Below are 11534 nucleotides of genomic sequence, written 5' to 3'. Positions count from 1 at the left end.
TAAATTTCCGCGAGGATACCGCAGCTAGGAGAGACTCACTGCCAGCGGATCAGCTTGCCGAGGCCGAGCCGATCAGCTTGCCGAGGCGGGGGCGATCAGCTTGCCGAGGCCGACCCGATCAGTATAGCCCGAGGGGTGACACCACCTTTTCACCGGGCAGTTGAGTGTGGGGCTGGGTGGAATATACTCATATGGCGCGCGTTTTTACTCGCCGCGTTTGGGACGGTTCTTGAGCGCGGATACGATTGTGCCGAACTTTGCCGACCCGCAGAGTTTGAACCGCTTCACGTATGTTCGTAACAATCCGTTGAAATATATTGACCCGACGGGACATGGATCCGTTTGTGGCTCCGCCTATTCTGATCCCGAATGCCCGACAAGTGGTGGCAGTGGAACTGGTAGCAATGGCACAGGCAATACCGGAACAAGCGGCGGAGCTGGTACTGGAAGTGGTAATAACGGCAATCAACCCGTGCCGGATGCTGGTGTGGATAATACACCTCCACCGAGTGGAAGCACTGGGATTCCTGGAACTAACCTCGATGCAGGCTTGCCGGTGCCAACGAATAACAGCCCGTGTTGTACGCCTTCTAATCCGCCTGATGTTGCAAATAATGAGCCTTGTGGAGGGTCGGGTGCATGTATTGCTCCACCGCCAGACACCCCATTGAATGGGGGATGGACTCGTCAGGATGCATCTCAGTTTTTTAGTGATATGTCCACCTCTGTGGATCAAGTAGCATTCGCTGTAGGAATAGCTAATCCTATCGCTGATTTGGCGGCGTGTGCTCTTTTTACTGAACTTGGTTGTGTACCAGCCGCGGCTCTTGTGCACGAAGACTTACAGATTTTTGAAGCTGGTATAAGCTGGGTATCAACCGGCTTTGCAATCTTAAGCGACATTACAGGTGGACGTACTGGCTTGAGTTATGATCCGAATAGCCGAGCTTTGCTCGTGGTCGTTGGGCAAGATACAGTTATGAGTACGATCACAAGTGTGGCTGGAACTGTAGCGCATGATCCAATCACAGATACCGCTATAAATACTGTGACTCTCGCCTACGACTCAGCTAGAAACCAGGGCGGATCTTCAGGAAGGGAATGGGCATTAATCATGCCATTGCGGTTTGGGTTATCCAAATAAAAAGGAGCCTTTATGGATAAGAATTCCAGAGGGTACAAACGATGGCTTGCATATATTCTTGGCCTGGCAATAGTATTCCTTGTAATAGCTATATATACAGCTTTTGCATTTCCGCCGCGTCCGGGCGATCCATTTCCTATATGGCTCTTAGTTGTAGTTGTTGGGGTTGTGGTTACTTCTTTTTCCTCTGCTCTAGAGTACGCGAGGAGTTGGCGCGTACAAAAAAAACGCTTGAGCAGAAATGAACCTATAGATCAATTAGATCCCTTCACTGCATGGCTTATCACATTTTTCTCGAGAAAGAGGAAGTAAACGCTAGGTTATCAACTGCATTTCAAACGTTAATCCATTCGTTATAACTGACAAGACGCGCAGTGCCTACAACGACACCTTCAGCCGCCTGCTATGGATGAAGTACCCCGGCGGCAATGCGGGCCAGAGCGGCGAGACGGTAGCGGCCCCGAAAATCAGATATCGTAAGAGTAAAGAGAACACGGCTTGTCCGAGTTCAACCAGGCAAGCCGTGTTTATTTTGTGTGAACAGCACGGATTTTCGGAATGGACGGATCGGAATCCGCTAATTCTGGCAATCCGTGCTCTTTGTTCATCGGCCTCGCCTACAACATCTGCTCCGCAGGCGCACTGACCAAGCCGCACGCCGTCACGTCTGCTGGCGCGGACACGTACTGCTACGACAAGAACGGGAACATGGTGAAACGCGTTGAGAATGGCACAACCTTCACCCAAGACTTCGACGCCGAGAACCGGCTGAGTTCAGTAATCACCGGCGGGGTGACGACGACGTTTGTGTACGACGGCGACGGCAACCTGGTGAAGAAGGTGAAGGGCACGACGACCACTGTTTACGTGGGCACGTATGAGGTGGAGTTGACCAACAGCGTGGTGACGAAGAAGACGAGCTACTACCCCGGCGGGGCGATGCGGGTGGATATTGTGGGCGGGAGCAACACGCTGTATTATTCGCTCAAAGACCACCTGGGCTCGGCCAGCGTTCTGCTGGACTCAAGCGGCAACCTTGTGACGAATGGGGAGCAGCGATATTACCCGTTTGGCGAGAGCCGCATTGTCAGCGCAGATTTGAAGACCAATCACTTGTTCACGGGACAGCTTTCGATGGGCACGGAGTTGGGAGGGATTTACAGCTATGGAGCAAGATTCTACTCAGCGAAGCTGGGGAGGTTCTTGAGCGCGGATACGATTGTGCCGGAACCGGGTGATCCGCAGGCGCTAAATCGATTCAGCTATGTCAAAAACAACCCGCTGAAATATACTGACCCTACGGGACACACTTATGCTGATTGTGATACGTTTGCAGAGGGGCGCAACGACGCCTACGTTAACCCTGATGGTGGAGTATTCAGTCGAGCAGATTGTTGGGCATACAATGCGAGGCAGAATCAAGTTCAATCAGTGTTGGATAGTTTTACAAACTCCGGCAACCTTGGCGAACTTGTGGAGGCCATATTGCTTGTTCTAGAAAGCCGTGGGGGCCCAACCGGCGAATCTCTTGCGAAGTTTTTTCGCGAATTTAGCAGACCGAATGCTATGGATTGCGGTGCAGAGCCAGATCGGGAATGCTTGCTATCTCAGTTTCGTGTCAGCACATGTAACAACTGCCTTATGTACGCCAACGCGACGGAGGGAATGATTTTCATAGATACTGCTGTTATCAAATGGTTTGCATACAGCGAGTTGGAGTTTTCGGTTTTGGCTGGAGCATTTGGACACGAAATTGATCACTTGAGAGATTCAAACTTGACTGGCACTTTTTACGGCGAGATTCTTGCCTACAGAGCGCAATGGAGGATATATGAAGCGATGGGGCTGGGCGGTGAAAATATAGGAGCCACAGATGCCGAACTAGATAAAACTAAAAAAGACAGCCCATCATACGGAGTATACACCAACGCCTATTGGGGTAACGAGACATCCCTTACAATCGGGGGACTTAAGGACAGTGCTATACGACCACTTTACTCGCACCAACCTCTATGTGTATCCTTATGTCCGCCACTTGCTTTGCCGAAAAGGTATTGAGGTAAACAGAAAAAATTCACTGAATTCCCTAGTCGCCTCGCTCACGACTGATCCTGCTGGAGCTAGATATGTTGCAACAAGTCGACTTCTCTCCTAAGCTTGTCCGAAAATCTCGAAATTCGGGCTGGTTGTGTTGCATTTCAATAGTTTATTTTCTGGTGAGTTGTACGGGTAGCGCACCTGCTACAACAGCAACGCCAGTCTTCCGAGGTAAGTCAGGTTTAGCATTAATGGGAGTCAGTTGGACGATCAAAGATCGCCTGGCCATTCAAGGACAAGCTTATCAAGGGCAAGACCTTTTATATACTAAGTACCCGATATTTATAGGCGATCTTGATAAACAAAGCCTGGTAACACTGACAACGGTTGATGGGAGCGCCGAAGGCCAGGATGCAGTTTTATCACCTCAAGGCGATTTGATTGCCTATGCTGATTCAGGGCGCATTCGTATACTAAGTTTGGATACAAATGCAGGTAAGACAAGCGAACTCTTATTGCCTGATACCCTTTATGGGCCCATGGCTTGGTCACCTGATGGCCAAAGACTTGCAATACTGATTCGTGCGTTTGATAAAGTTGAAATATATGTTGTCGATATTGCGACACTTCAACAGACGCTTGTGCTTGATATGCCTGCTGACAATCCGGGTGCGGGGCCTCTCCTCAGCTTGTTTTCACATGACATCGCTTGGTCACCTGATGGCGCTAAATTAGCTTTCACAGTTTATTGGCCCTCTGAAAAGCCAAGCGGAGAATATACCTCTCAAGGCGACATCTATTTATTGACATTTGAGGGTGGCGAACTGTCTCGCCTCACAGACAGCCCTTCGTTCAATGATTTTTCCCCTTCGTGGTCGCCAAGCGGAAGAAGTGTCCTATATGTTACAGCGCCGGTCAATAATATTTTCGCCGGTCGATTATCTATCATTACAGTAGACGGCTCGTGCAAGAAAATAATTCCTAGTCCATCTAATATTGGTGATGCGGCCTGGTCACCTGAAGGTGATCGGATTGCTATAGCTCAGGAAGGCAACATAAATTTTCTGGAACTTAGTGCTTTGGGAGAGGACTTGTCGACAGGCGATCTTGTCTGTGTCAACTAAGCTTCCGCGACGCAAATCTGGTTTCACCGCCCCTGCGCGGCTAGAGGCCCTGCCAAGCCTTGTGTTTATCACTTTTTCCACCATCAGTTGGACAGAAACAAAAGTTGGTAGGCCAAAGGCTCTGCCCAACTGATGGTGGCCAGCACGGCGCTCGGGCGGTCTTCAACCGTCTCCAGCATTGCCCTACGCGCAACGTCTGGCTGGCCTCGTCATTGTAGCACCATTACACTGCTACCGGCTCCGGCACCTTACCATTCAGCACCCCACGCAACTGCCCGACCTTCTCGACCGGCAACCTGCCCTCGCAACGGGCGCTGACGGCCCAGCAGGTCAGCCATGCTTCCAACGTCCAGTGGCAGGCCAACACCTGGTATTCGCTGGACGAGATGAAGCTGGTGATTCAGGAAGTGGTGAACCGGGCCGACTGGCGGAGCGGCAACAGCCTGGCGGTGATTCTCAAAGGCACCGGCGCCAGCTTCGGGCGGAAGTTTGTCAGCAGTTACGACGGGTCGGCGGCCAATGCGCCGAAGCTGGTGATTGTCTACACCTATGGCGCTCTCATTGGTCGAAATAGCGTCACCGGCCTCATCGGCGGGCAACAGGTCACCTACGGCAACACGCCCATCTTCAGCGGGGGCCTCCTGCCGCACACGCGGGGCATGACATCGTACCCGACGCCCAGCGGGCCGGTCATCTTCGCCACGACAACCTACAGCTACGCTTCGCAGAGCGCGACCTGCCCAGACGGGGCGCTAACCAAGCCGCACGCCGTCACTTCTGCTGGTTCTGACACTTACTGCTACGACAAGAACGGCAACATGGTCAAGCGGGTGGAAGGCGGCACAACTTACACGCAAACCTTCGACGCCGAGAACCGTTTGAGTTCAGTCACTACCGGCGGGGTGACGACGAAGAAGACGACTTCAGCACTGCTGTCAGCGGATTTTGGGAGCAGATTGATCGGAGTCTACTGGCCAATAATCCGTTCAACGCGAAGCGGGTTTACGAAATCCGGTAATAGCGCTTCTCCCAAAATCTGCAAGATGAAGCACGGCTTGCCTGAGTTCAACCGGGCAAGCCGTGTTCTTTTTATGGCGGCAGGACAGCACGGATTTTCGGAATGGGCGGATAGGAATCCGATAATTCTGGCAATCCGCGCTCTTTTGTTGTCAACCTGCCTGGATGACCCTCAGCTCTTCCTAAAAGTCACCGTCCCGCTCACCTCCAACGAATCAATCACCGCCATAATCACCGCATCCACCGGCGAGTCTTTGGTGATGGTCGTCTGGCGGGCGGAGGAACCGGCGGCCACCAGCACCAGGTCGCCCGTCCCGGCGTCTACGGTGTCAACGGCTACGTAGGGCTTGCCTACGGCATTGCCGGTCTCGTCGGCTTCGCGCACGATGAGCAGTTTGCGGCCCGTCAGCTTTTCGTCTTTGATGGTGGCAACGGTGGAACCGATGACGCGAGCGATTTGCATAATGACCTCAATACACAATTCACAATGCACAATGCGCAATTCACAATTGTGAATTGAGAACTGTGAATTGTGAATTGCGGGTTTAGTATTTTCCTGCTGGCGTAACCCCGCCAGCCTCGGCCACGATCTTCACCCCGGCGCTGGCCCCGATTCTGTTGGCCCCGGCCTCGATCATCTTTTGGGCGTCGAGCAGGTTGCGAATGCCGCCCGCCGCCTTCACGCCCAGTCCCGGCCCGACTACTTTTCGCATCAGGGCCACATCGGCGGCAGTGGCCCCGCCCGGCCCGAAGCCGGTGGATGTTTTGACGAAGTCGGCCCCGGCCTCTTTGGAGATCAGGCAGGCGGCCACTTTCTCCTCGTCGGTCAGCAGGGCGGCCTCGATAATCACTTTGACAATCGCGCCGTTGGCATGAGCGGCGCGCACCACGGCTCGAACGTCGCGGGTTGCCTGCTCCCAGTCTTTCGACTTGATCGCGCCGATGTTGATCACCATATCAATCTCGGATGCGCCCTCGTCAATCGCTTGCTGGGTTTCAAAGGCCTTCACCTCAGGTGGGTTTGCGCCGAGCGGGAAGCCGACGACGGCGCAAACTTTGACCGGCGAGCCTTTGAGCAATTGGGCGCACAGCTTCACATGAGTCGGGTTGACGCACACGCTGGCGAAGTTGTGCTTGCGGGCTTCATAGCAGAGTTGGGCGATCTGATCGGGCGTGGCTTCGGGCTTGAGCAGGGTATGATCGATCATGGCCGCAATGGCCTGGTCTGCCGGGAGAGCGCCGACTCCGGCGCTCAGCCGGTCGGCTCCGGCGGCGAGCACTGACTGCACGCGCTCTACGCACACTTGCACACACAGGCCGTTCTCGCACTCGCGCCCGCAAAGTTGCTGGCCGGTCTGGGCCGCGCGCTGTTCGTCCGCCATTCGCAGAAGCACCTGGCGGGTAACACTCTCGACAATGCGCTCGACAGCGTGGGAGTCAATTGTCATATCCGGGCTAACCTATTCCTCGAAGAGCGTATTAACTTTGATCGAAAATCCCGACAGCGAAGGCGAGGCGAGCAGTTCTTCGTTTTCATAGAGTCCAACCGACTCATATTGCCCCTCTTTCAGCGACAGGACTTCAATTGCATATTCTGTCGGGCTGATCACCCAATATTCCGGCACGCCGTGCCTGGCATACAAAAGGCGTTTTGTCACCCGATCAGCGCGAACGCTTCCCGGCGAGACGATTTCTACGACGAGATCGGGCGCGCCCATGACCCCGTTGTCAGTCAGGCGTTCGGCGTGTTCTTTGAGCACCAGGAGTATGTCGGGCTGGACAAATTCATCTTCCGAAAAATACACGTCGAATGGCGCAATCATCACTATGCCGAGTTGATTTTGCCTGGCAAATTCTTTGAGACGGCTGGCTAGATTGATCAGCACAACTTGATGCAAACGATTGGGGCTGGGAGCCATAAGCTGTTGCCCTCCAATGACTGCGAAATATTCACCTTCTGCGGTCTCGCGCAAGTAGCGCTCGTAAGTCCAGCGCTCGTCGTCTTGTTTCACGGATTGAGGTGCAATGCGATTTGAGATCATCGTTATCACCCTTTCAAAAATCGCCGCTCGATCTCCACAATCTTATCCACCCGCTTGGCATGCCGCCCGCCGCCAAACTCGGTCTTCAGCCATGTCTCGGCAATCTGCTTGGCTAAGTTGGGGCCGATGAGGCCCGCGCCCAGCGTCAGCACGTTGGCGTCGTTGTGCTCGCGGCTGTTGACGGCGGTGGCGTGATCGTAACACAACGCGGCCCGCGCGCCCGGCACTTTGTTGGCCGCCATCGCACTGCCAATGCCCGCCCCGTCCACCACGATGCCCCGCCAGGCCTTGCCCTCGCTCACCAGCCGGGCGACGGCATAAGCAAAATCAGGGTAGTCCACCGCCTCGGTCGAGTTCGTGCCGCAATCAATGACGTTGTAGCCGAGCGAGGCCAGATGCGCCTTGAGCGTTTCTTTGAGGGGGTAGCCGCCGTGGTCGGCGGCGATGGCTACGCTTTGGCCCCCACCCCGGCCCTCCCCCGCTGGGAGAACACCAGCAAGGGAGGGGGAAGGGGTTAGAGATGGGGACAACTCCCCTAACGTCCGCCGCACAACCCGTTCGACAATCGCGCGAAGTTCAGAGTCCAGAGGCAATGTCATTGAATTTGGAACCACTGATTTCACGGATTTGCAAAAAACAATCGGTGAAATCAGTGTAAGCTGCGGTTTCACTCACTTGTACCGATAATGCACCACCAGCCGCCAGTCGGAAAACGGCCAGTAGACGGCCCACACCCGGCCCACGATGCTTTCGGCGCTGATCGGTCCCACGCTGGGATCACGCGAATCTTTGGAAGCGTTGCGATTGTCGCCCAGGGCAAAGTATTCGTCCGGCCCCAGCACCCAAACCTGATCGCCGAACGACCGCATCGGTTCCTTGATATAAGGCTCTTCGTAAACCTGGTTGTTGATGCTCAACTGGCCGCCGAGGATGGCAACCGTGTCGCCCGGCACGCCCACGATGCGTTTGATGTAATCGGTCTCGCCGGGCAGGCCCAGAATGCGCTCAACGGGCGTGCTGGCCGGCGTGCCCGGCGGCACAAAGACGATGACATCGCCGCGTTCGGGCGCGCCAAACTTGTAAGCGAGCCGGTTGACGATGATGTACTGCCCGCTCCTGAAAGTGTCATCCATACTGCCGCCGAAAATTTTGAAGCGACCGGTGATGGCATTGACGGTGACGAAGATGACGACTGTGAGCAGGATCGTCTCGATGATTTCGCGCAAGAGCGACTTGGCCCGGTGGCCGACGCTCGTAGTATGTGTTTCCTGTGGTTGCGCCTCTTGCGCCGGTGTTTCTGGAATTTCCACTGCTGAAAAGCTCCTGAATGTAGGGCGATTTGTCAAATCGCCTGCTGAAAAGCTCCTGAACGTAGAGCGATTTGTCAAATCGCTCCACAAGATAGGGGAGATTATATCTCCGATTCGCCGCTGGCCCGGAAGCTCAGCCTGAGCGGCGTGCCGAGAAAGCCATACGTTTCCCGAATCTGATTCTCCAGGAAGCGGCGGTAAGTAAAGTGAACCAGTTTGGGATCGTTGACGTGGAACAAAAATGTCGGCGGGTCGGTGTCCACCTGGGTGGCGTAGTAAATCTTCAGGCGGCGGCCTGTGCGGGAGGGCGCGGCGTGCTTGCTCACTGCGTCGCGCACGATGCGATTGAGTTCCGAAGTCGGAATGCGGACCAGGCGCTCTTCTTGGACACTTAGGGCCGTCGGCAAAACTTGCTCAACGCGCTGGCCGGTCTTGGCCGAGATGAAGAGCACGGGCACGTAATCCAAAAAGTGCAATTGGTCGCGCACCTTTTCGCTAAAGGCGTTCATGGTGTGAGTGTCTTTCTCAATCGCGTCCCACTTGTTGACGACGACGACCACGCTCCGGTTTTTTTCCAGCACCATGCCGGCGATATGCGCGTCTTGAGCCGCGATGCCTTCCTGCGCATCCAGCAACAACAGGGCCACGTCGGCCCGGTCGAGCGCCTTGTAGGTTCGCAGAACGCTGTATTTCTCTACGCCCACCTCAATGCGGCCACGCCGCCGAATCCCGGCGGTGTCAATCAGGGTGACGGCCACCCCTTCCAACTCCAGCCGGGTATCAATGGCGTCTCGCGTCGTGCCCGGAATCGGAGAGACGATGACGCGCTCTTCGCCGAGCAGTTTGTTAAGCAGGCTACTCTTGCCGACGTTGGGGCGACCGACGATGGCGATCTTCACCGAGTCGTCCTCTTCAACCGCTTCCGGCTTCGGCAGGGCCGCCACGATCTCGTCGAGCAGGTCGCCGGTGTTCAACCCGTTCAACCCCGAGATGCCAATCGGCTCGCCCATGCCCAGCTCGTAGAAGTTGTAAACCTCATCGAGCCGCTTGACGTTGTCGGCCTTGTTGACGGCCAGAATGATGGGCGGGCGCGGAACGCCGTTCACGTTCTTCTGGTGACGGCGCAAGATCGCGGCCACTTCCAAGTCGGCGGCGGTGACCCCGGTGAGAATGTCGTTCACAAAAACGACGACATCGGCTTCGGTGATGGCGAGTATAGCCTGCTCGCGAATCTGAGGGATGAAGTCCGCCGAGTCTACCGAGAGCGGTTTGGCCGACGGGTCGCGGCCCAGCACCTCGATGCCGCCGGTGTCCACCACGTCAAAGCGCAGGCCGTTCCATTCGGCTTCGGCAAATTGGCGGTCGCGGGTGGTGCCGGGCGTGTCGTCTACCACTGCCAGGCGTTCGCCGATGAGGCGATTGAAGAGAGTTGATTTGCCCACGTTGGGCCGGCCCACAAGGGCAACGAGAGGTTTTCGCATAAGGTTTAGGAAGGCGTCGCAGTGGCGGTCTCGGTCGGAGTCAAGGTTGGGGCCGGAGTCCGGGTAGGGGCCAATGTCGGCGGGCGAGTGTTGGTTGGGATCGGCGCGTGCGTTGGAGTCTGAGTCGGCGTGCCGGGGCTGGTGATTAGCACTTCGATGGTGGCGGGCGAGATGGTTTTCGCGGTGACGCGCTCAGGCAAGTCCACGACTTCGGGCGACACTTGATGCACGCCGGGCGGCAAGTTGAGCAGGTTGACCACCACGTGCACCTCTTCGGGTGTCAGGGCGTCGAGAGTGGATACCGGGCCGGTAAGGATCACGACTACGGTTGTTGGCGGGACGGCGGCGCTCAAGCCCTGCCCCAGGCCTTGAATTTCAAGCTCACGTTCGATAGTGGTGCTGGTTACAATGGGGTCAATGCTTGCCTGCACCAACACCGTCGTCTGCGGGCTGACCAACGACACGCCTTCGGGGAGCCTGAGGCTGAGACGGGCTTCCTTGTCGTCATTGGCGTCGCTGATGTCGAGCGGCTCGGTTTCCACAAAGCCCGGCATGTTCGCTACCAGGGCTGGGTCGGACGAGAAGACGGTGACTACGAGCGGAGAGACGACGTAGTTGGTGAGGCGGTAGCCGCTGGACACCTGCCCCACCACCACCGCTTTCACCGCCACGTCACGGAAGCCGCCGAGTTGTTTGATTGGCACGCTGACTGTGGCCGTGGCCGGGTTGACCGTCACCCCGGACACAACCTGGCCGGAGGCGTTCTGCGGCGCGAGCGGGGCGACGCCGGCAATTGACTCTTTGGTGTTGTCCAAATCCACGCGAGCCACCAGTTCGCTCACCGAGTCGGCTAGCGAGGCCGGGCCGGAGATCGAGCCTTGAGCGGGCGCGGCCACGCCCTCATCGGCCTGGTAGCCGGTAGCGGGTTGCCCGCTAACTTCGAGCCGCACCGGCACCGACCGGTTGACGACATTCTCGATGGAGACTTGCACCTGGGCCGGGGTGAGGGCGGTGATGCGGGCATTGCGCTCATCTATTATCACGGCGTTTAGCGGCAGGACGAACGTGCCGCTTTGGGCTTCGCCGAGATCCAGGGTGACGCTGAGTTGATCGGGCGTGAGGGCGGCCCACACCGATTGCGGGGCGCGAATGCTGACATCAATCGTCGGGAGCGGGTTGCCAACCAGCACCATATTCTCCGGCAGGTTGGTCACGGTGACGGCCAGCGGTTCCGGGAAAACTTTTTCTTCAAACGGGTCTTCCTCATTGAGGGCCACGATCCAGATCGTGAAGGCCAGGGCCAACGACAAGATAAAAGTTGGGATGTTGCGAATTAACCAGCGGAGCATGTCGTTTCAAAAGAAAGGGCGACCCACCGG

The 11534-nt window shown here is 56.2% G+C and carries 10 protein-coding genes; 3 read left to right on the top strand and 7 right to left on the bottom strand.

Going from position 1 to position 11534, the window contains the following annotated elements; genetic code table 11:
• Nucleotides 1–160 precede the first annotated feature (160 nt).
• From HYZ49_10245 to HYZ49_10235, 3 genes are all read left to right on the top strand, one after another.
• Nucleotides 161–1144 (top strand): RHS repeat-associated core domain-containing protein, encoded by a 984-nt coding sequence (locus HYZ49_10245; protein ID MBI3242660.1) that lies wholly within the window; start codon nucleotides 161–163, stop codon nucleotides 1142–1144.
• Between the two features lie 600 nt (nucleotides 1145–1744).
• Nucleotides 1745–3202 carry an RHS repeat-associated core domain-containing protein gene (locus HYZ49_10240; GenBank protein ID MBI3242659.1) on the top strand — a complete coding sequence of 486 codons (1458 nt, stop codon included), beginning with the start codon at nucleotides 1745–1747 and terminating at the stop codon, nucleotides 3200–3202.
• A gap of 68 nt (nucleotides 3203–3270) precedes the next feature.
• Nucleotides 3271–4305 carry a PD40 domain-containing protein gene (locus tag HYZ49_10235; GenBank protein MBI3242658.1) on the top strand — a complete coding sequence of 345 codons (1035 nt, stop codon included), beginning with the start codon at nucleotides 3271–3273 and terminating at the stop codon, nucleotides 4303–4305.
• 1189 nt (nucleotides 4306–5494) lie between these two features.
• On the opposite strand, the gene HYZ49_10230 is transcribed toward HYZ49_10235, so the two are convergent.
• From HYZ49_10230 to HYZ49_10200, 7 genes are all read right to left on the bottom strand, one after another.
• Nucleotides 5495–5785, bottom strand: coding sequence for a EutN/CcmL family microcompartment protein (locus tag HYZ49_10230; GenBank protein MBI3242657.1), 291 nt, complete (start codon nucleotides 5783–5785; stop codon nucleotides 5495–5497).
• Between the two features lie 82 nt (nucleotides 5786–5867).
• Nucleotides 5868–6704 carry a deoxyribose-phosphate aldolase gene (gene deoC, locus HYZ49_10225; GenBank protein MBI3242656.1) on the bottom strand — a complete coding sequence of 279 codons (837 nt, stop codon included), beginning with the start codon at nucleotides 6702–6704 and terminating at the stop codon, nucleotides 5868–5870.
• A 78-nt stretch (nucleotides 6705–6782) separates the two neighbouring features.
• Entirely contained in the window at nucleotides 6783–7364 is a 582-nt protein-coding gene (locus HYZ49_10220; protein ID MBI3242655.1) for a Uma2 family endonuclease, read from the bottom strand.
• Between the two features lie 5 nt (nucleotides 7365–7369).
• Complete coding sequence (gene rpiB / locus HYZ49_10215) at nucleotides 7370–7963, bottom strand: ribose 5-phosphate isomerase B (GenBank protein MBI3242654.1); 594 nt, start codon at nucleotides 7961–7963, stop codon at nucleotides 7370–7372.
• Between the two features lie 72 nt (nucleotides 7964–8035).
• Entirely contained in the window at nucleotides 8036–8674 is a 639-nt protein-coding gene (gene lepB / locus HYZ49_10210; protein ID MBI3242653.1) for a signal peptidase I, read from the bottom strand.
• 101 nt (nucleotides 8675–8775) lie between these two features.
• Nucleotides 8776–10155: a ribosome biogenesis GTPase Der gene (gene der, locus HYZ49_10205; protein MBI3242652.1), complete on the bottom strand. Its 1380-nt coding sequence runs from the start codon at nucleotides 10153–10155 to the stop codon at nucleotides 8776–8778.
• 5 nt (nucleotides 10156–10160) lie between these two features.
• Nucleotides 10161–11504: a hypothetical protein gene (locus HYZ49_10200; protein ID MBI3242651.1), complete on the bottom strand. Its 1344-nt coding sequence runs from the start codon at nucleotides 11502–11504 to the stop codon at nucleotides 10161–10163.
• Nucleotides 11505–11534 lie beyond the last annotated feature (30 nt).

This window comes from Chloroflexota bacterium (assembly GCA_016197225.1).
Taxonomy (GTDB): domain Bacteria; phylum Chloroflexota; class Anaerolineae; order Anaerolineales; family VGOW01; genus VGOW01.
This window is presented reverse-complemented; position numbering and strand designations above follow the sequence as displayed.

Bases quoted from the DNA above. Each gene is read 5' to 3' on its own strand.
- HYZ49_10235 (MBI3242658.1), top strand. From the start codon at position 3,271: ATGTTGCAACAAGTCGACTTCTCTCCTAAGCTTGTCCGAAAATCTCGA.
- HYZ49_10230 (MBI3242657.1), bottom strand. From the start codon at position 5,785: ATGCAAATCGCTCGCGTCATCGGTTCCACCGTTGCCACCATCAAAGAC.
- deoC (MBI3242656.1), bottom strand. From the start codon at position 6,704: ATGGCGGACGAACAGCGCGCGGCCCAGACCGGCCAGCAACTTTGCGGG.
- HYZ49_10220 (MBI3242655.1), bottom strand. From the start codon at position 7,364: ATGATCTCAAATCGCATTGCACCTCAATCCGTGAAACAAGACGACGAG.
- rpiB (MBI3242654.1), bottom strand. From the start codon at position 7,963: ATGACATTGCCTCTGGACTCTGAACTTCGCGCGATTGTCGAACGGGTT.
- der (MBI3242652.1), bottom strand. From the start codon at position 10,155: ATGCGAAAACCTCTCGTTGCCCTTGTGGGCCGGCCCAACGTGGGCAAA.
- HYZ49_10200 (MBI3242651.1), bottom strand. From the start codon at position 11,504: ATGCTCCGCTGGTTAATTCGCAACATCCCAACTTTTATCTTGTCGTTG.